We start from the raw sequence: 21,938 nt of genomic DNA, 5'->3' as shown, positions 1-21,938 counted from the left end.
GTTACTCGGCGGCGACGAGCTCGGCGATCTGGACCGTGTTGAGCGCCGCGCCCTTGCGGAGGTTGTCACCCGAACAGAACAGGGCGAGACCGTTCTCGACGGTCTCGTCGCGGCGGATGCGGCCCACGTAGGTCGGGTCCTGCCCGGCGGCCTGAAGCGGCGTCGGAACGTCCGACAGCACGACACCGGGCGCGCCCGCCAGCAGCTCGCTCGCCCGCTCCGGGCTCAGCGGACGCTCGAACCGGGCGTTCACCTGCAACGAATGTCCGGTGAAGACGGGAACGCGCACGCACGTGCCCGACACCTTCAGCCCCGGAATTTCCAGGATCTTGCGGCTCTCGTTGCGGAGCTTCTGCTCCTCGTCGGTCTCGGCGAGGCCGTCGTCCACGATCGACCCGGCCATCGGCAGGACGTTGAACGCGATCGGCCGCACGTACACCGACGGCTCGGGGAACTCCACCGCCGAACCGTCATGGGTCAACCTCTCGGCGTTCTGGACGACCTTGGACGCCTGGTCGTGCAGCTCGGCGACACCCGCGAGCCCGCTCCCGGACACGGCCTGGTAGGTGGACACGACGAGCGCGGTCAGCCCCGCCTCCTCGTGCAGCGGACGCAGCACCGGCATCGCGGCCATCGTCGTACAGTTCGGGTTCGCGATGATCCCCTTGGGGCGGCGCGCCGCGGCGTGCGGGTTGACCTCGGCGACGACGAGGGGGACGTCCGGGTCCATCCGCCAACCCGACGAGTTGTCGATCACGACGGCGCCCGCCGCGGCGACCTTGGGCGCCAGCTCCTTGGACGTGGTCTTCCCCGCCGAGAACAGCACGATGTCGAGGCCGGAGTAGTCGGCGGTCGCCGCGTCCTCCACGGTGACCTCCGAGCCGTTCCACGGCAGCTTCCGTCCCGCCGACCGCGCGGAGGCGAACAGCCGCAGCTCGTCGACCGGAAATCCGCGTTCGGCCAGGATCTCGCGCATCACGCCCCCGACCTGGCCGGTGGCCCCGACGATCCCGATTCTCATGCCGCTCCCTCAGGTAGATCACTCGACCCGGGGAGTGTCACCCAGGCCGTACAGGTCGTCCAGTGAATAACCCTACGCAACAGGTTCAAGCGCTCCTTAACGGAACGCGTCCAGGCCCGTCACGGCCTTACCGAGCGTGAGGAGATGGACCTCCTGCGTCCCCTCATAGGTCAGGACGCTCTCCAGGTTGTTCATGTGCCTGATCACCGGATAGTCGAGCGTGATCCCGTTGGCGCCGAGGATCGTGCGGGCCTCCCGCGCGACGTCCAGGGCCGCGCGGACGTTCGCCAGCTTCCCGAACGACACCTGCTGCGGCGTGACGTTCCCCTCGTCCTTGCGGCGACCGATGTGCAGCGCGACCAGGCCCGCCTGGCCCAACGCGACCTCCATCCAGGCCAGTTTCTCCTGGGTGAGCTGGAACGACCCGATGGGCCTGCCGAACTGCTCCCGGGTCTTGGCGTACCCGACGGCCGCCTCGTAGCAGGCCCGTCCCGCGCCGATCGCCCCCCACACGATGCCGTACCGGGCCTCCGACAGGCAGCCGAGCGGCCCCTTCAGGCCCCGCACACCGGGCAGCAGCGCGTCCGCGGGGACCCTGACGTCGTCCAGGACGAGCTCGGACGTGACCGACGCCCGCAGCGACATCTTCCGGTGGATGTCACGGGCCATGAACCCGGGCGTGCCCCGCTCGACGAGGAACCCGCGTATCCCGTCGTCGGCCTGCGCCCACACCACGGCGACGTCCGCGAGCGACCCGTTGGTGATCCACATCTTGGAGCCGGTCAGGACCCAGTCGGAGCCGTCGCGCCGGGCCCGGGTCAGCATGTCGCCCGGGTCGGAGCCGCGGTCGGGCTCGGTCAGGCCGAAGCAGCCGAGCGCCTCCCCGGCCGCCATTCTCGGCAGCCACGAGGCTTTCTGCTCCTCCGTCCCGTACTTGTGGACGGCCGTCATCGCCAGCGACCCCTGCACCGACACGAAGCTGCGCAGCCCCGAATCGGCGGCCTCCAGTTCGCGACACGCCACCCCGTAGGCGACGGCGCTTGTCCCGGCGCAGCCGTACCCGTCCAGATGCATGCCGAGCAGGCCCAGCCGCCCCAGTTCGGGGGCCAGTTCCCGGACGGGGAACGTCCCGTCCTCGAACCAGCCCGCCACGTGCGGCACGACGTGCTCCGCCACGAACTCCCGGACGGTGTCGCGCACCATCCGTTCCTCGTCGGTGAGCTGATCGTCGACGCGCAGCACGTCCATCCGGGTCTCCTCCCGCGGTTTCGCCCATGAGCGTACGTCGGGGCCGTCACCCTCGGCGGGCCAGGGTGCGCTCAGGGACGACTCAGGGCGAATCCGGATGTCATACCGCCCCGCCACTGGGCAGTATCTAGGGCATGGACATGAACAAGGACACCACGAGCACCCAGAAGAAGCTCCGCCGCACCCGCGACGACCGCGTCGTCGCCGGTGTTTGCTCGGGCGCCGCGCGCTTCTTCGACGTCGACGCCAACATCATCCGGATCGCCCTCGCGGTGTTCACCGTGTTCGGCGGCGCCGGGATCGCCCTGTACGTGATCGGCTGGGTGCTGATACCCGAGGAGGGCGCCGAGAAGGCCATCGCCGAGGACATGATCAAGAAGGCGAGCGACTCCCCGGCCTTCCAGGACGCCGTCCAGAAGACCCGGGACGCCTTCAACAAGCAGCGCACGCACGCCTGATCAGGACGCGGAGCGGCCCACCCCCGACAGCTCGTCGTCCCCCGCCGGGGAGACGACGACCGGTTCGACGCGCTCCCGCGTCCGGGCGATGACACCGCCGCGGACCTGGTTCCAGCCGAACGTGAGCATCGCCGAGACCGACAGCCCGAGCGCGCCCGCGAGCGCCACCACCGTCTCGGGCCCGAGCACCTGCGCCGCGGCGCCCCCGACGAGGATGCCGACGCCCTGCCCGGCGAGGATGCCGGACTGGGCCAGGCCGAACGCGCGTCCCCGCCCGGACGGCGGCACCGCGGCCACGAACGCGGCGTTCGCCGCGAGCTGGTAGGCGCTGCCGACGCCCGACAGCGCCCACAGCGCCACCACCGCCCACAGCGGCGGATGCAGGCTCGCGCCGACCAGCGGCAGGCAGGCGAGCATCGACATCCACCCCATCGCGTGCAGCCGGTTCGCGGGACGGACGAACCGGCTGAACAGGAACGCGCCGACGACCATCCCCGTCGGCATCGCCGACAGCAGCAGACCCACCGTGGCCGCGCCCCCGCCGAACGTCGCCGCGTACGGCGCGGCCAGGCCCTCGGGGATCACGTAGAACGCGCACAGCCACGCGAACAGCACCAGCGACCGCAGCACCGGGTCGCCGAACACGAGCCGCGCGCCGTCCCGCGTCCCGCGCCACAGCCCGAACGACGCCCGGTCCCGCCGTCCCGGGGCCTCCCTCCCGCGCAGCCCGGCCAGCAGGATCACGGCCGAGGCGCCGAACGTCAGCGCGTCCAACGCGAGCGCCTCCCGCGTCCCCACGACGGCGACGATCGCGCCGCCCGCGAGGAAACCGAGCATCTGCGTGGCCTGATGCGTGATGTTGGTGATCGCCGACCCGGCGACATAGCGGTCGCCCTCCAACACGTCCGGCAGGACCGCCGCCCGCGCCGCGGAGAACGGCGCCCCCAGCAGCACCGTCAGGAACACCAGCGCCGACAGCCCACCGATCGGCAGCGCGACGACCGCCATCAACGCGACCAGCCCCGCCCGCAGCACATCGCAGACGATCATGACGGTGCGCCGGGGGAACAGGTCCGCCAGCCCGGACAACACCGGCCCGCCCACGATCGGCGGAAGGTACGTCAGCGCGTACACCAACGCGGTCAGCAGCGCCGACTTCGTGCTGTCGTACACGAGCACGGCCAGCGCGACCTGCGCCAACTGGTCGCCGACGAACGACAGCGCCTGCGCCAGCCACAGGGCACGGAACTCGCCCACCGCGAACACCTCACGGTAGGTCGCCTGCCGCTCCGGCGGACGCCGATGCCTGCCGGTCTGCCTTCCCGCCACACACGCTCCAGTTCGGCCCTATGAACAGCCTCCCCATTAACTCACGCTGCGTGGCGTACAGGTGACCTACAGTGCACAATTCAAGGACTTAGTAGCCGAGCTCGTGCAACCTCTGGTCATCGATCCCGAAATGGTGGGCGATCTCATGGACCACGGTGATCCTGACCTCCTCCACCACGTCGTCCGGGGTGTCGCATATTTCGAGAATCTCATGACGGTAGATGGAAATGTGATCGGGCAGGACGCCGCCGTACCAGTCACCCCGTTCGGTGAGGGGTACGCCCTGGTACAAACCGAGTAGTCCGCGCTCGGGCGCCTCGTCCTCGACGACGATGACGACGTTGCGCATGTGCGCGGTCAACTCAACGGGGATGGTGTCGAGGGCCTCGGCCACGAGGTCCTCGAACTCATCGCGCGACAACTCCATCACGCCGACAATTCTGCTCGACGGAAGGGGAACACGTGCGCCAGGTCCGCGCCGCGTTGACCGAAGCCATCACGACCCGCATCCCGCCGAGACTCACGGCCCGCGCCCGGGCCGTCGTCACCAGCCGCTGGTCCCGCCTCGCCCTCACCGCCGCCATCGGCCTCGCCGCCGGCTACGCGGGCCTCCTCCTCGGCGGGCACGCCGTCACCGCCGTCGGCCCCACCGACGTCCAGTTCGCCCTCCGCCCGTCCCTCCACGGCGGAACGACCCTCGAACTCCCACCCCTCGGCTCCCTCCGCCTCGACACCCACTGGGGCCCCGTCGCCCTGGAGGCGAGCCTCACCGACGTCCGTCCCGACCAGGCCCAGAAACTCATCGAGAACGACGCCGAGGTCGACCGCCTCACCGACCAGATCGCCGACCAGATCGCCGGCGGCGTGACCACCCTCCTCGTCCGCGCCACCCTCCTCGCCCTCCTCACCGGCTTCGCCGCCGCCCTCGTCCTCTTCCGCTCCCTCCGCCACGCCCTCCTCGGCCTCGCCTCCACCGCCCTCGGCCTCGCCGCCCTGACCCTCCTCACCTGGACGACCTTCAACCCCCAGTCCATCGCCGAACCCCGCTACACCGGCCTCCTCGCCAACGCCCCCCAGATCGTCGGCGACACCCGCAGCCTCGTCGAACGCTTCTCCGCCTACCGCGCCCAACTCGCCCACCTCGTCGGCAACGTCTCCGAGCTGTACGCCGCCACCTCCACCCTCCCCACCTACGAACCGGACCCGTCCACCCTCCGCGTCCTGCACGTCTCCGACATCCACCTCAACCCCGCCGCCTGGAACGTAATAAAGTCCGTCACCACCCAGTTCAAGGTCGACCTCATCATCGACAGCGGCGACCTCATGGACCACGGCAGCAAGCCCGAGAACCGCTTCGCCGACGCCATCGCCGACCTGAAGGTCCCCTACGTCTACGTCCGCGGCAACCACGACTCCAAGGACACCCAGAAGGCCGTCGACCGCCAGAAGAACGCCATCGTCCTCGACGACGACACCCGCCAGGTCGAAGGCCTCAACATCTACGGCGTCGGCGACCCCCGCTTCACCCCCGACAAGAGCACCCGCGACGACTTCGTCGGCGCCGACCAGATGCGCGCCGAGGGCCTGGTCCTCGCCGAGAAACTCCGCGCCTCCCGCACGACCCCCGACCTCGTCGTCGTCCACGACCCCGCCGAAGGCGAAGCCTTCTCCGGCCTGACCCCCCTCATCCTCTCCGGCCACGCCCACGCCCGCTCCACCAAACTCCTCCCCACCGACACCCGCCTCTTCATCCAGGGCTCCACCGGAGGCGCCGGCCTCCGCGGCCTGGAACACGAAAAACCCACCCCCATCGAACTCTCCGTCCTCTACTTCAGCCGCGCCACCCACCGCCTCCAGGGCTGGGACGACCTCCGCCTGGGCGGCCTGGGCCTCACCTCCGCCCAAATAGAGCGCCACCTGGAACCCGACCCCGACCGCACCCTCAACCCTCGCCCCCCGTCCACCCCACCCACGTCCCCCACCTCCCCCTTCCCGTCCGAGTTCCCCTCCGACTGGCCGTCCCGCACCCCCACCCCCAGCACCCGAACCCCCACCCCCCGCTAACGGTTTGCGCGCCGCCCCACAACGTCCTCTACACTGACCAGGTCGAGTGGCGACCATCTCCGCCACCACCGGGCCCCCTTCGTCTAGCGGCCTAGGACGCCGCCCTTTCAAGGCGGTAGCGCCGGTTCGAATCCGGTAGGGGGTACCACGCGCACGGCTGCATGATCGCCATCCGCCCCGTCACCATCCCCCGCAATCGCCGCGTGCGCCGCCCGTAGTTGGGTGTCCGCCGTTTCGGGCGTGATCGTGACCTGCACGGCGACCTGATCACCGTCCAGGTCGTGCCGCATCTGGACGGCGAAGGCGTCCAACAGCCGCCGCAGAGTCACCTCCGGCAACAACCCGAGATCGACCGCCCCGGTCGGGCAGCGATCCAACAACTCAGGACACGGCGCCACCGGAACCGCCTCCCGCAACTCCCGCAGAACCGCCTGCTTACCCTCCAACTCCGCCCCGATACGCGTCGTGCGTTCGTTGATGGAATTGACGAACGCAGGCGAGGGCTGATCAGCGGCCTCCAACGAGTCCAGGACACGTTCCTTACGGCGCTTGAGTTCTACGATCTGCCCCTCGACCGCCGCCAGCCGTTCCCGGTGCTCATGAAGGTGGCTGTCATCCAGCCGGGCGAGCAAGACATGCAACCGTTCACAACGGTGAGGGCCAAAGATTTCACGGTTGAAGAACTCGGTCAGGCCCGCCATGAGGGGCTCCTCACGAACCCAGATACTCGCCGGATGCCCTTCGGGACGGTAGGCCCGAGCGGGACGACAGATGTAGTAGATCCGGCCCCGGCTCTCCTTGCCGAACATCCGCCGCCCGCACAACCCGCAGACCATGTACGAGCGCAGCGCGTAGGAACGACGGGCGCCGGTCTGCGCGGTGTTGGGCCCCGGACGGCTACGCGACCCCTCCCGGTCACGCGCCACCTTCTGCGCGTCGGTGAAGGTCTCGACGCTCACCAGAGCGGGATGAGTGGGCGCGCTGGACCAGACCCACGCCTCGGGCGGGTTGTTGCGGCCCCTGGCCGAGGTGGTGGCCTTACGGTTCCACACCATGTAACCGGTGTACTTCGGGTTGGTCAGCACCTCCCGCACCGAGGAATAGGTCCACCGACCCACACTTCTGTGCTTCGCGGTCGCGACGGGCGGCGGGTACCGATCCAGATCACGGTTGAGCCGGTCGGCGATGGCCTGGTAACCGAGACGCTCCCCGGCACGGATCTCGAAGATGGTTTCCACGACCGGGCCGCGTACCGGGTCAGGCGCCAGCACATGCTTGGTGGCTCCCTGCTCACGGCGAGCGGCGACCGGGTGCGGAACCTTCTGCGCCAGATACCCGTACGGAGGCCGCCCAACGTTGAAGCCCTGCTCGGTGTGGACCTCGAACCCGCCCCACGCCTTCTCCAACATCTCCAGCACATACCACTCGGCCACCCCCTGCTTCACCCGCCGCGTCAACACCTGAGACGAGCGTTTCCCGTTCAGAGCGATCGGCTCATCGGACGCCCACAACGGGATGCCGAGCTTCTCCAGGGTGTTCTCGATCTGGGTACCGACGTAGGTCCGGCGCGCGATCCGGTCGACCGACTCACAGATCACCGCGTCGAACCGCCGATCGGCCTGGGCCGCCTCCAGCAGCAGGTCCTGAATGCCGCCGTCCCGAGGAATCGGAATGGTGAACCGCTCGTGCCCGCGCCCGAACCCGCGAGCGGCCAGGTCCTTGCGGCCGGACTCGATGTCATAGAAGTGCGCGACGATCACCGCGCGTCCCGGAAGGGCCGTGTGCAGGGCGGTCTGGCTGTTGGCGAGCTGACGCGGCAGCGACAGGGTCGGGTCCTGCTTGTCCTCGGTCGAGGTCCGTCCCGCGAACGCCACTCGTAGCGGACCATCCGACCGGACTCCTCCGCCGGGTCCGGTCAGTCCTGCGGATCGGCTGCTGTGGGTTCCTCGGGTGAAGACGTCGAGCGGGATTGGGCTACGTGTCTGGTCCACCATTGCAGTACCTCCTTGATCGCGAGCGCCTGCGCGCGCTCCAGGTGTGCGGCCACGTCACCCTCGGCGGTGACGATCGTCCACGCCAAACCGGGACGGCGACCGGCCGCTGACCGGCCTGCCGTCCCGGTTGCGGAACGACGACATGGACGCTCGTCTCGTCCGTCCTGGTCAAGGCCGGGACCGCTCAACGCCCTCCTCCGTCACCGAGGCTGGACGCTGGTCGGAACACCAGTAGGTCTTCGTGGGCGACGGCCATCGCGGGGATGCCGTGTTCACGCAGACGGCGGGCCTCGACCATCTGGAAGAACGAGGCGCGAGTGACGATCTGGCCGTCGCGTAGGCCGCACAGCAGCGCCGCGATCCGGTCGACCAGGACCAGGCCGTGGTCTTCGGCGGTGGTGATTATCTGGCCGGGCAGGTCGACCAGTTCTCCGGCGACGCGGAAGGGGCGGGCGGTGACGGCGATGACGCCACTGGGGCATAGCAGCGTGGCGCATCCGTTGAAAATCTGCCCGAACCCAGCCAACAATTCAGCGGTTGAGCGGTGGGCGAGGTTCGCGCGGTCGGTGGAGTAGCGGCTGTGAAACTTGTCGACCCTTCCGCCGCCGTTGTCTCGGCCGGTGCGTACCTGCCCGTGCGTGGCCGCCCCGTAGGGCGGAGAGGTCAAGATGAGCGCGGCGGTACCGGCAAGGTCGGGCAGGGCAGTGGTGATGGTGCGGGCGTCGCCGTGGACGACCTCGCTCGCGGCGCTGGCGCCTTGGGTGCGGGCGTGGCGGAGGTTACCGGCGGCCATCCGCGCAAAGCGGGCCTCATACTCCACCCCGATCGCGGGGCGCCCTTGGTGGACGGCTTCGACCAGGGTGGTTCCGATGCCGCACATGGGGTCGATGACCAGGTCACCGGGCTCGGTGTAGGCGGCGATCACCTGCGCGGCGATCGCGGGCAGCATCTTGGCCGGATGCGCCATCGACTCCGGCGTGTACCGGCCCTTGCGCTGCAGCCGTGAGGGACGCTGCCCGGTGCACAGCACGGACGTGAACACGCCCGGCCTGGTGCGGCTGTTCATGTTCATGTTCGTGTTCATCGGCCCTCTTCCTGGCTGCTGGTGCCGGCGCGGGTGAGCAGGCAGACGTCGGCGTGGACCCGCGCCGCAGGTGGCAGGGCACGGGAGCGGACGTCGCGGAGCTGACCCAGACCGCCGGGTGTGGCCTGGACCAGGAGGGTGTCGCCTTCGACGGGGACGCGGACGGCGATGGCGTGCTGGCTGTAACGGAATCCGGCCGCGCGGGCCTGCCGAATGATCTCCGGTGCCGGGTCGACCAGGCGGCCGTGGTGGTGTCTGGCTGTGGTGACGACCGCTAGGTGCCCGCCCGGCCGCAGGAGGCGGAACGCTGCGGGCAGGAATGAGCGGGCCTGGAAGGCGCTGCCCGCCAGGACGTCGGACAAGCACGCCGGGCACCCGCCGGGGGCTCTCCTGGTTCCGGTGCGGTCTTGGGCGCTCGTTCCGGATACCGGTGGGGTGGCGATCACGAGCGCGACCTGGCCGAGGTGGTCGGCGACGCCACGGTGCATCTGGTCGGCGCGGCACGGCCGCATCGCCACCCGGTCCAGCCGTTCACGGGGAAGTGTCGCGCGGAGTTGCGTGCCGATGTGCCGGGCCATCGGGGGGTGCGGGACGCAGGCGACGGCCCTGCGGCCCAGTTGCGCGGCAGCGGTCAGGGTGGCGTGGTTGGGGGTGAACGCCTCGGCGATCACCTCGCCTTCGTGGGTGGCGGCGTTGATGATGTGGCGGGCCAGCGCGGTGCTGATGCTCGCGCGGTGCCGGTCGCAGATTCTGGTGGGTGCGGCGTGGTGGGCCGGTCCCTGGCATGGCTGGCCGCTGGGTTTGGTGGGCTGGTCGGTGGTGTCGTCGGGGCACAGCCAGACGGTCAGCGGCAGGAGCTGCCGCGCGTGGGTGGCAGGTGTCGGAGTCGGTCCGTTGGTGCTGTTCATGATGGGTGACCCGTGATGGTCGCCCGGTCCCCTGTCTCACTAAGGAACAGACCCACCACGCCTGGGACTTGGACAACGAACGTCTCCGACCGCCTGCTGGGCCACGTCGCACCAGGTGAAGGATGGTGCGGTGTGGGGGCGACAGCGAGCAACCAAAGGTCCCTGTCACAGCGTTCTGGGGGGCAGTCGCCTCGGCCGGCTGGGGGTACCGCAAGGGGGCGATTCAGGGTTTTGAATTTCCTTTGCAGCTCACGCTATGGCCCGGTGTTTATGCAGGTCAGCGCAGTTTTAGACAGTTGCCGCGCCTTGACTCACGGAGGGGGCCTCCGGTGTGCTCATGGTGAACACCTCGTGTTCTGGCTGGTCACCGCGATTTTGTGCAGATCGTGAGCAGGTCCGAGGCCGGTCCGGGTGTGGGGCTGTGCACGGCGTCGACCCGGTTGGTGCTCATGATCTGCACATGGCCTCTGAGGAGATGTCGGCGTCCGATCCGCAAGCCGACCACTCAGGGGGTCCACATGCACACCACCACTCGCTCGGGCGGCGCTGTCCGTCTGGCCGGCCGCCCGGGCACCAGCCAGGGACCGCGTTCTCGTGGCCACTCCTTCCGCACCGTCGAGGAGCGTCCCGGCCGCGCCGGTGCCGAGATCCCGCACGTCCTGGACGTGGCGGAGAGGAGATTCGAGGCGTTGACGCGGGGACCGGCGCCGTTGACGGTGGACGGCGCGGCGCTCGGGCACGGGTTGCCCGCGCGTCTGATCGGGCTCGATGAGCTGCGGGCGATCCTGCTGCACCCGGCGACCATGCCCGGGACCCGCGACCTGGTGTGGAGGGACCTGGTCACGCGCGCCCGCCGCCACGGCCCGGCCTGGGTCGTCGGGTGCGTCGGCGTCGTCTTGCCGGGACTGAAGGCGGCTGTACGTGACCAGCTCGCCCATCTGGACACCGGCGCCCAGGCCGGGACCGGGAGGGTCGCGGGTGATCTGCTGGCGGCGTTCTTCCACGCGTTGCCGCGCATCGATCTGGACCGGCCGAGGATCGCCCAGCGGCTGGTGTCACGGTCGGTCAAGGCCGTGGTGCGCGCCGACCAGGCCCATGTGCGGACCGTGCGCGTCGACCCGTCCATCATGGCCGCGCTGGAACCCGCGGCGACCTCGACCAGTGGGCACCCCGAAATGTTGCTGGACGCGGCGGCCCGCCAAGGCGTGATCACTGCGGAGGAGGCCGAGCTCATCGCGGTGACCCGGTTGGAGCGCGTGCCCCCGGCCGTCCTGGCCGAGCGCTCGGGGACGTCCTACGAGGCGTTGATGAAGCGCCGTCGCCGGGCCGAGATGCGGCTGGTCGCAGCGATGCGCCGCGACGACGGTCTACGGGACGACTACGAGTACCTGATGTCCACAACCGGGGTCTGAACGGTCTCTTCCTTTACGAGAGGAGCCCCAGGGGCGAGGCGGGCGCCGGGGCCGGATGTTCACCCGGTCCCCACCGTCCGACCATCCGCCGAGTGCCCTTGAAGGAGGACACCCGCAAGGCCCTGGTCCCGCCCTCCCCTGGGGCACCTCTCACCGGACGAGATCCGCCGTCCACACCCTTATCCGTGCTTCGCGTTCGCCGTACCCATCCGCCGCGTCATGTTCGTACTTGGAGGGCTCTCAGTTGAGCATCCGTCCACCGTCCTGGCTTCTCCCGTCCCGCTCTCGGTCCTGTCGCGTCCGCGTGAGCAAGACCCGCGTTGCCGCCGCCGTCCTGGTCGGCTGTATCGGTTTGCTGCTGTCCACCGCGGTGCTGGCGGTCACGCTGAACTCGGCGGCCCAGGCCGGAAGCGGTCCCGTCGTGCTTGCCGACAACGCCCGGCTTGAGCAGGTCATCGGGAATCTCCGCAACGTCATCGTCGGTCTGCTGGTCGCGCTGGCGACGCTGTTCGCCACGATCGGCGGTGTCCGTTACCTGCTGGCCGGGGGTGACCCTGGCGAGGCCGAGGCGGGTAAGCGCACCCTGCGCAACGCGGCGATCGGGTACGGCATCGCGGCCCTGGCTCCCGTGCTGGTGCAGATCCTGCAATACGTCGTCGGAATCTGACCGTGCGCGCCTTCCCGCCCAAGGGTTCGCGCGTGGCCGTTGTCGTCGGGGTCGTGTTGATGGCGGGTGGCTGCGTGCTGGGCCTGGCCCATCACGCGGACGCCGCCGCGCCACCGCCTTCGCCCGCCCCAGCGCCGAGCGTGACCGCGCCCTCGACAACACCGGGAGCGCCCTCGGGTCCTGCGACCGAGGCACCATCCACCACCCCGTCCGAGGTGCCATCGATGACGCCCGGTGGTGACATGGATGAGGGATCCCCGACTGCGGAAGGCGAGGACGACTGCGGCTGGGCCGATCTTGGGTGTAAGGCCAAGCAGGCGATCACGGGTTGGTTCCAGACGCTGGCCAGCGCCGCTTTGGAGCCGGTGATGGGCACGCTGGCCGTAACGCAGTTCGCCACACCGGAGATCGGCTCGGACCCGATGAAACGGACCGAACAGATCTGGACCACATCGCTGGCGATCGCCGACACCTGCTTCGTACTCCTGGTGACCTTCGCCGGTGTGCTGTTGATGACCGGTCAGACCTTCGCGGGCGAGACCTCGCCCAGCCAGGTCGTCCCGCGTCTGGTGCTGGCGTTCGTCGCGATGAACACCAGCCTCATCTGGATCGGCTACGGCATCCGGCTCGCTAACGGTCTCGCCTCAGCGATCTTGATGAACGGCACCGACAGGATCAACCCCGACCAGGCCGGAGCGGCGCTCGCCGGAGGCATCGAAGCCTCCATCAACACCGGCGGCGCGTTCTACACCATCGTCTCGCTGATCGTGGTGGTCCTCGCGGCGATTCTGCTGTTCCAGTACGTGACGCGACTGGCGATCACCATGGTCTTGATCGCGGTGGCTCCGATCGCGTTGATGTTCCACGTCCTGCCTCTCACCGATGGGTTGGCTCAGCTGTGGTGGCGAGGTATCTCCGGGACGTTGGCGATCCAGGTTTGTCAGTCGTTCGTGTTCATCACCGCGCTGCAACTGCTGCTATCCCAGGAAAGCGACAGCGAACAGTTCTTCGTCGGGCTTCCGACCAATCAGGCCGAGCTGGTCGACCTCCTGTTGATCATCGCGCTGCTGTTCATCTTGGTTCGCATTCCGCGTTGGGTCGCGCGCACCGTGTGGCAGTCCACGCAATCGCGCACGCTCCGCCAACTCGTCAAGACGCTCGTCCTCTATAAGGCGGTCGGTGCCGTCACTCGCGCGACCCGCCGAGCCACTCACGGCGGGTCGGGGCCGCGGCCCTCGACCAGGAACGCGGGAGCCGGGCGCCCTCGCCCCGGCCCGGGGCCGGGTGGGCGAGGTCACGGGCGCGGCGGGCCGCAGGGCAGCCCGAACGGCGGGCCGAACGGCGGGCCCGGTCCCCAACCCGATCGGGCCGGTGCCCAAGGTGGTCGTTCCGGTGAACGGCACAACCCCGACCGGAACCGGGCACGTCACGCGGCCATTCCGTCGCCCCGCAACGGTCAGCACACGGCAGGACGCACGGGCACCGGCGCGCCCCATAGGCCCGGCCACGACGCCGCGTCACAGGCCATTCCACGGCCCCGCCCGTCCGGCCTATCCGGGCCCGGCCGCCCCACCGGCGACGGACGCCCACGGCCGCCTGTCCCGCCGCGCCAACCGGCCCGCCCCTACCGGCGCGCCGACAGCCCGCACCGTCCGGCACCGCGCACGTTCGTGCGTCTGGATCCACCGCAACAGCGCCGTCACGCCAGGAGACATCGATGAACGACGCCCACGAGCCCTTGTCGGCGCGCATCCCCGCCGACATCGAGCAACCCGACAAGATCATGTACGGGCTCACCGGCCGCCAGGTCGCCATCCTCGGCACGACCGCCGTGGTGACGGTGTCGGTCTTCATGGCGGCGGCGCCGGTCCTACCCGTGCCGATCGTCGTCGGACTGTGCTTTCCGCTGGTGGCCGCCGGTTGCTCGTTGGCGCTCGGCCGCCGCGACGGCATGAGCCTGGACCGGTTCGCGCTCGCCGCCTTGGAGCATCTGCGCCGCCGCCGGACGCTGGTCTGCGCGCCCGAAGGAGTGTCGGAACCTCCGGCGTGGTGCCAGGTACGCGGCAGGCTCCCCGGACCGCTGCGATTCCCGGTTCGCGCCATCCGACAGGACGGCGTCATGGAACTGGACGGAGGTGGAACCGCCGCGCTCGTCCGGGCGGGAACCATCTCGCTCGGGCTCCGTACCGCCGCCGAGCAGACCGCGCTCGTCGGATTCTTCGGCCGGTGGCTCAACTCCCTGGAATCCCCGGTGCAGATTGTTGTGCAGGCGCGTCCGGTGGATCTGTCCGAACTCACCGACCGGGTCGTGGAAGCCGCGTCCGGGCTGCCGCACCCCGCCTTACGACAGGCCGCCGAGGGACACGCCGCCTACCTCGCCGAACTGGGCACGTCCCGAAATTTGCTGGTGCGTGAGGTGCTGATCGTCCTGCGCGACCAGCCCGCAACGCCTGGCACGGGCCGTCGAGGACGGGGCAGAGCACGGCAGGCCAGCGCCGTGATCGTCGCGCGCCGCGCCGTCGACACCGTCCGCGCACTGACCGGTTTCGGGGTCACCGCCCAAGCCCTCGACGCCGACGAGTGCGTTCGCGTCCTGTCCGAAGCGTTCTCGCCCAGCCAGACGCGCCCTTTCCCAGCCGCTGATCTCGACCAGCCCGTGACCGGCGACCACACGACCGAAGGACCCCAGACATGACCCGGCCCCGCCGCCAACTGCCGCAGGCCAACCTGATCAGCCTCGACCGCGGCGCCCTCACAAAGGTCCTCATCGCGGACGACGCCCGCGGGGAGATCTGATGACCGCCGCTCATCCTTCGCTGGTCCGCACGGTGTGGTCTCGGATCACCTGTACCGCTGTGCGACCCCGCCGAGTCACCGGCGAAGAGGGTTCCACTGGATTGGGTGACCTGCTCGGGCCGTCCGCGCTGCGAATCAACGCCTCGTCGTTGGATCTGCCGGACGGGTGCTGTGCGTCGTTCGCGGTCGCCGGGTTCCCGCGTGAGGTCGGCGCGGGCTGGCTGGAGCCGCTTCTCACCTATCCCGGACGCCTGGATGTCTCGTTGCACGTCGAGCCGATCCCGCCCATGGTCGCTGCGCAGCGTCTCCGGCGGCAGTTGGCGCGGCTGGAGTCGGGCGCCCGCGCGAATGCCGAGGCGGGACGCTTGGCCGATTTCAACGCCGAGGCCGCCGCCGATGACGCCGCCGAGTTGGCCTCCTCGCTGGCGCGCGGTCACGGTCGCCTGTTCTGTGTCGGGCTGTATCTCACCGTCCATGCGCTGGACGCCGCGGAACTGGAGGCCGAGGTCCAACAGGTGCGAGCCTTGGCCGCGTCGCTGCTGCTGGACGCCCAGCCCACCACCTTCCGCGCCCTTCAAGGCTGGACGACCAGTCTCCCTCTCGGCGCCGACGCGATCCGGCAACGCCGCACCTTCGACACCCAGGCGTTGGCCGCCTCGTTCCCGTTCGCCTCACCCGACCTCAACGCCCCCGCAGGACCGACCGGCGTCCTCTACGGCGTCAACGTCGCCAGTTCCGGGGTCGTGGTCTGGGACAGGTTCGCCCAGGACAACCACAACTCCGTCGTCCTGGCCCGGTCCGGCGCGGGCAAGAGCTACTTCACCAAGCTCGAAGTGCTGCGGCTGCTCTACCACGGGGTCGAGATATCGGTGATCGACCCCGAAGACGAATACCGCGCCCTGGCCGACACCACCGGCGGCGCCCACCTCGGTCTCGGCGCTCAAGGGGTCGCGTTCAATCCGTTCGACCTGCCCACCGACCAAGGTGACGACACCCTGATTCGACGGGCGCTGTTCACCCAGACACTCGTCGCGGCCATGCTCGGCGAACCGCTGAAACCGTCCGCACGGGCCGTCCTCGACCGTGCCGTACTCGCCGCCTACGCCGCCCGAGGCATCAACTCCGCCCCGGCGACATGGTCACGCCCGGCGCCTCTCCTGGCCGACCTCGTGGAACACCTTTCGGCCGCTTCACACCCCGAAGGCGCGGCGATCGCCGACCGCCTCATCCCGTACGTCTCCGGCTCCTACAAGGAACTCTTCTCACAGGCCACGACGACACGCCCGGACGGGCACCTAGTGGTGTTCTCACTCCGGGACCTACCCGAAGAGATCAAGTCGGTCGGCGTCCTGTTGGCACTGGACGCGATCTGGCGCAAGGTCGCCAACCCCGCCGACCGCCGCCCACGCCTGGTCATCGTCGACGAGGCGTGGATGCTGATGAAGGAGGCCGAAGGCGCCCGCTTCCTCTACCGGCTCGCCAAGTCCGCCCGCAAACACTGGGCCGGGCTGACTGTCGTCACCCAGGACGCCGCCGACCTGCTCGCCTCCGACCTTGGCCGCGCCGTCGTCGCCAACTCCGCGACCCAGATCCTGCTCCGCCAGGCACCCCAGGCCATCACCGCCGTAGGCGACGCGTTCGGCCTCTCCGAAGGCGAGCGGTCGTTCCTGTTGTCCGCCGAAAGGGGCGAGGGCCTCCTCTGCGGCGGAAACGCCGGTGATCGGGCCGCCTTCGCCGCCATCTCCTCACCCGCCGAACACCAGGTCATCACCACAGATCCCGCCGAGCTACTCGACCACTACGACGGAGAGGGCGACCCGCTGTGATCACGCTCAACGACGTCCCGAACTGGACGCACATCTTCGACAAGACCGAGCGCATCCCGGCACTCGTCGCGCACTACGGGCCGGCCCTCGCGTTCGGGACAGGAGTCGTCGTCCTGGCGTTCCGGGTCGCGCGTGCAATGCTGTGGCGCTGGCAAGCCCGGCGACTCGAACCCGACGCCCGCCTGATCACAGTGTCGGTGCCACCGCAGGTCGACCCGGCGAGCGCGCCCGCATGGTGGACCCACCAGACCGGCCTACTCGTCCCGGCCTGGAAACGGTGGCTGTTCGGCCAACCGCACCTGGTCTTCGAGTACATCGCCGACGCCGCCGGGGTCCGCGTCCAAATCTGGGTTCCCGGGACGGTGCCGCCCGGGATGGTCGAGGAGACCATCCGGGCCGCCTGGCCAGGAGCCACCACCACAACCGGCCCCGCAACGTCTCCCATCCCGTTGGACCGTCCGGCGGTCGGAGGCCGTCTCGTACTCTCCCGGGACGACTCGCACCCACTGAAAACCGATCACCACACCGACCCGATCCGCTCGCTCCTCGGCGCGGTGTCCGGGCTGGACGAAGGCCAGTACGCCGCCGTCCAGATCCTCGCCCGCCCCGTCACCGGCCGCCGCCTCGCACGGGCCCACCGCGTCGCGGCCTCTCTCAAAGGCGGAAGCCCCGCGTCCTCACGAGCCTTCTTCTTCGACCTCATCACACCCGGGGCCCGCACCAGCTCACCCGGCTACCCGCCCCACCACCTCCAGGCCAGCGCGCACCCGGAACGCGCCGAACAGGTCCGCGCGATCCTCGCCAAGGCAACGCAACCACGCTTCGCGGTCGACATCCGATACGCCGTCGCCGCGCCCGACACCGAACGCTCACGCAAGTGGCTGCGCGGACGAGCCCACGCCGTCGCCGCGGTCGCCGCACTGTACGCCTCCGGCCACCAGCACCTACGCCGCCAGCGGCTACGAGACCCCGCCCTCACCCTGCACGAACGGCGGCCAGGACGCGGCTACCTGCTCGGCGCCGACGAGCTGGCGGCACTCGCGCACCTGCCCCTGGACCCGGACGCGCCCGCCATCGTCCGCGCGGGCGCCCAACCCGTCGCGCCGTCGCCGAACGTGCCCACCGGCCCGAACGCCATCACCGGGCCCGCACGACCACTCGGCGACGCCGACGCGGGCCACCCGCGCCCCGTCGCACTACCGGTCACCGGGGCCCGGCAACACGTCCACGTCCTCGGCCAGACCGGCGTCGGCAAATCCACCCTTCTCGCCTCCCTCGTCCTAGCCGACGCACACGACGGACGAGGCGCCCTGGTCATCGATCCCAAAGGCGACCTGATCGCCGACGTCCTGGACCGGCTCCCGAACCGCATGGCAGACCGAACGGTCGTGTTCGACCCGTCCGACCCGGCGCCGCCGCCCTCGGTCGGAATCCTGTCCGGCCCAGACCCGGCGTTCGCCGTCGACTCGGTCGTGTCGATCTTCCACCGCTGTTTCCGGTCCTCCTGGGGGCCGCGCCTGGACGACCTGTTGCGCTCGGCCTGCCTGAGCCTCATGCGCGCCCACGGCTCCCGAGCCACCCTCGCCCAGGTCCCGCAACTCCTCACCGACTCGGCTTTCCGTGCTCGCGTGGTCGGACGCCTCTCCGACGATCTTCTACGCGGCTTCTGGGCTGGATACGACGAACTGTCACCGGCCGGACGAGCCGCCGCAATCGGTCCCGTGATGAACAAGCTCCGCGCCGTCCTGCTACGCCCGTTCGTCCATCAAGCCCTTTCGGCAACCGGCTCGACCGTCGACCTGGCCCGCCACATCGACAACGGCGGCCTCGTCCTGGCCCGCCTCCCCAAAGGCGTTCTCGGCGAGGACGCCGCCCGGCTCATGGGCTCGCTCCTGCTCGCGCACACCTGGCAGGGCATCACCCGCCGCGCCGCGCTGCCCGAACACCAGCGCCCGGACTCGTCCGCCTACATCGACGAGTGCCACAACTTCCTCAACCTGCCCGGCTCGGTGAGCGACATCCTCGCCGAGGCCCGCGGTTACCGGCTCTCGCTCGTCCTAGCCCACCAGCACCTGTCCCAACTGCCCAAGGACCTACGCGACGCCGTCTCCGCCGACGCCCGCAACAAGATCTACTTCGCAGTCTCGCCCGAGGACGCCACAGACCTCGCCCGCCACGTCGGCCCCGTCCTGTCCGCACACGACCTCGCCCACCTCGGCGCCTACCAAGCCACCGGACGCCTCGTCACTGCGGCGGGCCACCCCACCCAGGCGTTCACCTTCCGCACTCGTCCACTCAGCGCCCCGATCCAGGACCGCGCCGACCAGATCCGCGCCGCCTCACGCGACCGCTTCACCCCACGCATGACGACTTCCAGACCCACCACCGGCAAGACCAAACCGCTCTCAGGCGACCCGCGCACCGAGCACCCGACCGCCACGGAGGGCCGGCCACAGTGAAGAAGACGATCCGTCACCGCCGAACGCCCAGCACGCCCCTGCGGGCAACACCTGAACTCTTCCTCGAACTCCGCGCACGCCTCACCGACCGCGACCGGGCCCTCCTGGAGCTGGTCTGGGAACACCGCGTTCTCACCACGCACCAACTCGCCGCCATCTTCTTCACCACACCCGGCAAGGCCCGCGACCGCCTCTTGAGACTCTTCCACCTCAAGGCCCTCGAACGATTCCAACCCTGGGTGCCCGTGGGAGCGGCGCCCTACCACTGGGTCATCGGCCCCCTAGGCGCCCAGCACCTGGCGGCGCATCGCGACACCACCCTTGCCGGACTCGGCTACCGCCGCGCCACCGTCCTACAGATCAGCCATTCCCGGCACCTGGCCCACCAGGTCGGCGTCAACGAGTTCTTCACCCAACTCCACGCCCACGCCCGCCGGACACCAGGCGCCCACCTCGACAAATGGTGGCCCGAGCGCCGCTGCACCCAACTATGGGGAGACCTCGCCCGCCCAGACGCCTACGGCCGATGGACCGACACCACCCCAGACGACAAGAGCCCGACAACGATCGACTTCTTCCTCGAACATGACACCGGCAGCGTCACCCTCGCCAAAGTCGCCGCCAAACTCAATGGCTACGAGGCCCTCACCGAGGCCACCGGCATCACCACCCCAGTCCTGTTCTGGCTACCCAACGCCCGCCGCGAAGCCCACCTCCGTACCCTGCTGGGAACACCGCCGATCCCGGTCGCCACGGCCGTTCACACTTCCGCCAACACCACAACCGAGGGCCCCGCTGGACCGGTATGGCTCCCAGCGGGGAAGGACGGCCCCCGCCGCCGACTGACCGACCTCAAGCTCGCACCGCCACCACCGGAAACCCACCCCGCCCAAACGGAGGAGCCGGGTTGCCAGTAATCGCACTCGTCATCGCCCTTGTGCTTCTAGCGGTCGTCTTCATCGGCGCCATCACCAGCCTCGCGCCCACATCCGACGCTTGCGCGCCGCAAACCATGGGGCCACCAGTCGCCGGGATACCCGCCAACTACCTTGCCCTCTACCGCAAAGCCGCAGCCGACTACGGCATCCCTTGGGAGATCCTCGCCGCCATCGGGTCCGTCGAGTCCGACCACGGACGTTCGACCGCACCGGGCGTCCGTTCCGGCGCGAACCACGCAGGAGCCGGTGGCCCCATGCAGTTCCTACCCGCCACCTGGACCGCCTTCGGCGTCGACGGAAACCACGACGGCAGAAAAGACCGCTACGACCCCGCCGACGCCATCCCCGCAGCCGCCAACTACCTCCGCCACAACGGCGCACCAACCAGATTGCGCACAGCCCTCTTCGCCTACAACCACAGCAACACCTACGTCGACAACGTCCTCGGCCGCGCCCACAAATACAAGACCACACCCACCACCAACAACAGACCGACCGCGACCACCCCACCCGCCGAGTGCGCCGAAGCCGCCGCCATCACCGCACCCAACGAGACCATCGCGAAAATCATCGCCTTCGCCATGGCCCAACGCGGCAAGCCCTACGTCTTCGGCGCCACCGGCCCCAACGCCTGGGACTGCTCCAGCCTCGTCCAAGCCGCCTACAAAGCCGCGGGCCTTACCATCCCACGCACCACCTTCACCCAATGGCCCTTCGGCGTCCGCATACCCAACAACCAAGCCCAACCCGGCGACCTCGTCTTCTTCAACTCCGGCCCCGGCACCTCCACCAACCGCCCGGGCCACGTCGGCCTCGTCATCGGACACGGCCGAATGATCGCCGCCCGCTGCTCCACCTGCCGCCCAGCCATCGGCGTAGAGCCCTACAACCGCCCCGACTGGACCGGCACCACCCGCCCCATCCAACGAATCAGCCAAGGCCACAACAACCACACCTAACACCTGTGGCTGTAGCTCAAGGCTCGGTACCGTGTGCGCGAAGCTCGGGGGTCGGCACCACGCGGACGGCTTAGCGTGGATCGGCCAGCACTGGTATTACGCTGGTTTGTCAAGAATGGGATGCTCTCGGACATCTGCCTCACGGCGATACAGGGCATGGACCCGGTGGACTTTGTGGTTCGTCTCGGTGCAGACCGTCGCATGGCCGAACGGCCCGTGCTGTTCAAAGATTTCGACCAGCGGAGCGTGGAATTGGCCGACAGTGTGGCGATGTTTTGCCGCAGCGGCAACTGGTCGTACATCTCGGAGGTCGAACAGTCCACCTGGCGCCTGATCTTCCTGGACCCGCAGGGCCGGGAGACGTTGGAGAGGCAGGGCGACGAAGTTGTCCGCCTGGACCGCTTTCAGCACGAGCACCCGTGGGTGTGCTATATCGATGCCGCCAGCGAACTGATTTCCGCCGATCCCAGGGAGAGCCTGCTGGAGACCCCGATCCCCCTCGAGGACCGGCTCGGGGCGCTCGCCGTGCTGGACGCGGCCATGCGTCAGGCCAGTACGGTGCGCGAAACCTTCCCCGGCTGCGAGGGTTCCGAGGACGAGGACAAGGGAGTTGGCCAGGCAGCTGTTCAGCGCGGTGGGCGAGCATCTCGGGCTGTCGCTGCCGTGTCGGGAGATCGAACAGGGACTGCTGCCCGCGGTGCATCTGCCTTGCCACTGTGAACAGTGACAGTGTGGCCGCCGCGCCCCTGCGGATCTAGTCGATCCGGCTGCCGGA

General features: G+C 69.6%; 18 protein-coding genes and 1 tRNA gene. 12 read left to right on the top strand and 7 right to left on the bottom strand.

Annotated features, from left to right (window positions below; genetic code table 11):
- Position 1: 1 nt before the first annotated feature.
- Positions 2 to 1,021 carry an aspartate-semialdehyde dehydrogenase gene (locus D0T12_RS05000; protein WP_117398109.1) on the bottom strand — a complete coding sequence of 340 codons (1,020 nt, stop codon included), beginning with the start codon at positions 1,019 to 1,021 and terminating at the stop codon, positions 2 to 4.
- Positions 1,022 to 1,117: 96 nt separating this feature from the next.
- The gene (locus tag D0T12_RS04995) at positions 1,118 to 2,269 is read right to left on the bottom strand and encodes an acyl-CoA dehydrogenase family protein (RefSeq protein WP_117398108.1); all 1,152 of its coding nucleotides are present in this window, start codon (positions 2,267 to 2,269) and stop codon (positions 1,118 to 1,120) included.
- Positions 2,270 to 2,403: 134 nt separating this feature from the next.
- Between D0T12_RS04995 and D0T12_RS04990 the strand changes: the two genes are divergently transcribed.
- Positions 2,404 to 2,727, top strand: coding sequence for a PspC domain-containing protein (locus tag D0T12_RS04990; protein ID WP_117398107.1), 324 nt, complete (start codon positions 2,404 to 2,406; stop codon positions 2,725 to 2,727).
- On the opposite strand, the gene D0T12_RS04985 is transcribed toward D0T12_RS04990, so the two are convergent.
- Positions 2,728 to 4,056, bottom strand: a complete 1,329-nt coding sequence (locus D0T12_RS04985; protein ID WP_117398106.1) for an MFS transporter — start codon at positions 4,054 to 4,056, stop codon at positions 2,728 to 2,730. It lies immediately after the preceding gene.
- Positions 4,057 to 4,144: 88 nt separating this feature from the next.
- Positions 4,145 to 4,486 carry a metallopeptidase family protein gene (locus D0T12_RS04980; protein ID WP_117398105.1) on the bottom strand — a complete coding sequence of 114 codons (342 nt, stop codon included), beginning with the start codon at positions 4,484 to 4,486 and terminating at the stop codon, positions 4,145 to 4,147.
- Positions 4,487 to 4,518: 32 nt separating this feature from the next.
- On the opposite strand from D0T12_RS04980, the gene D0T12_RS36975 reads away from it, so the two are divergent.
- Both D0T12_RS36975 and D0T12_RS04970 read left to right on the top strand, forming a co-directional pair.
- On the top strand, positions 4,519 to 6,120 hold the full coding sequence (locus tag D0T12_RS36975; RefSeq protein ID WP_267900389.1) for a metallophosphoesterase family protein: 1,602 nt from the start codon (positions 4,519 to 4,521) through the stop codon (positions 6,118 to 6,120).
- A gap of 72 nt (positions 6,121 to 6,192) precedes the next feature.
- A tRNA-Glu gene (locus D0T12_RS04970) sits at positions 6,193 to 6,268 on the top strand.
- Here D0T12_RS04970 and D0T12_RS37330 read toward each other — a convergent pair.
- The 3 genes from D0T12_RS37330 to D0T12_RS04955 form a co-directional block, all read right to left on the bottom strand.
- Positions 6,228 to 7,529 (bottom strand): recombinase family protein, encoded by a 1,302-nt coding sequence (locus tag D0T12_RS37330; RefSeq protein ID WP_407642052.1) that lies wholly within the window; start codon positions 7,527 to 7,529, stop codon positions 6,228 to 6,230. The two genes, D0T12_RS04970 and D0T12_RS37330, sit on opposite strands and share 41 nt — an antisense overlap.
- 769 nt (positions 7,530 to 8,298) lie before the next feature.
- Entirely contained in the window at positions 8,299 to 9,198 is a 900-nt protein-coding gene (locus D0T12_RS04960; protein WP_117398104.1) for a TRM11 family SAM-dependent methyltransferase, read from the bottom strand.
- Positions 9,195 to 10,106, bottom strand: a complete 912-nt coding sequence (locus D0T12_RS04955; protein ID WP_117398103.1) for a class I SAM-dependent methyltransferase — start codon at positions 10,104 to 10,106, stop codon at positions 9,195 to 9,197. The genes D0T12_RS04960 and D0T12_RS04955 overlap by 4 nt, the downstream gene beginning before the upstream one ends.
- A 518-nt stretch (positions 10,107 to 10,624) precedes the next feature.
- Between D0T12_RS04955 and D0T12_RS04950 the strand changes: the two genes are divergently transcribed.
- From D0T12_RS04950 to D0T12_RS04910, 9 genes are all read left to right on the top strand, one after another.
- On the top strand, positions 10,625 to 11,518 hold the full coding sequence (locus D0T12_RS04950) for a hypothetical protein (RefSeq protein ID WP_117398102.1): 894 nt from the start codon (positions 10,625 to 10,627) through the stop codon (positions 11,516 to 11,518).
- A 304-nt stretch (positions 11,519 to 11,822) separates the two neighbouring features.
- Entirely contained in the window at positions 11,823 to 12,185 is a 363-nt protein-coding gene (locus D0T12_RS04945; protein ID WP_199487304.1) for a pilin, read from the top strand.
- 224 nt (positions 12,186 to 12,409) lie between these two features.
- Complete coding sequence (locus tag D0T12_RS04940) at positions 12,410 to 13,906, top strand: type IV secretion system protein (protein WP_147339389.1); 1,497 nt, start codon at positions 12,410 to 12,412, stop codon at positions 13,904 to 13,906.
- Positions 13,903 to 14,880 (top strand): PrgI family protein, encoded by a 978-nt coding sequence (locus tag D0T12_RS04935; RefSeq protein WP_117398100.1) that lies wholly within the window; start codon positions 13,903 to 13,905, stop codon positions 14,878 to 14,880. The genes D0T12_RS04940 and D0T12_RS04935 overlap by 4 nt, the downstream gene beginning before the upstream one ends.
- Positions 14,881 to 15,082: 202 nt before the next feature.
- The gene (locus D0T12_RS04930) at positions 15,083 to 16,807 is read left to right on the top strand and encodes a VirB4 family type IV secretion system protein (protein WP_233525853.1); all 1,725 of its coding nucleotides are present in this window, start codon (positions 15,083 to 15,085) and stop codon (positions 16,805 to 16,807) included.
- Positions 16,804 to 19,266, top strand: coding sequence for a type IV secretory system conjugative DNA transfer family protein (locus tag D0T12_RS04925; protein WP_117398098.1), 2,463 nt, complete (start codon positions 16,804 to 16,806; stop codon positions 19,264 to 19,266). Before D0T12_RS04930 ends, D0T12_RS04925 begins: the two co-directional genes overlap by 4 nt.
- On the top strand, positions 19,263 to 20,183 hold the full coding sequence (locus D0T12_RS04920) for a replication-relaxation family protein (RefSeq protein ID WP_117398097.1): 921 nt from the start codon (positions 19,263 to 19,265) through the stop codon (positions 20,181 to 20,183). Before D0T12_RS04925 ends, D0T12_RS04920 begins: the two co-directional genes overlap by 4 nt.
- 20 nt (positions 20,184 to 20,203) lie before the next feature.
- Entirely contained in the window at positions 20,204 to 21,163 is a 960-nt protein-coding gene (locus D0T12_RS04915; RefSeq protein WP_233525852.1) for a C40 family peptidase, read from the top strand.
- Between the two features lie 120 nt (positions 21,164 to 21,283).
- On the top strand, positions 21,284 to 21,883 hold the full coding sequence (locus D0T12_RS04910) for a hypothetical protein (RefSeq protein ID WP_199487303.1): 600 nt from the start codon (positions 21,284 to 21,286) through the stop codon (positions 21,881 to 21,883).
- The last annotated feature ends 55 nt before the right edge of the window (positions 21,884 to 21,938 follow it).

It is taken from the genome of Actinomadura spongiicola, from assembly GCF_003432485.1.
Classification (GTDB): Bacteria; Actinomycetota; Actinomycetes; order Streptosporangiales; family Streptosporangiaceae; genus Spirillospora; species Spirillospora spongiicola.
Note: the sequence above shows the minus strand (reverse complement) of the source record. Positions and strands in the feature narration are given on the sequence as shown.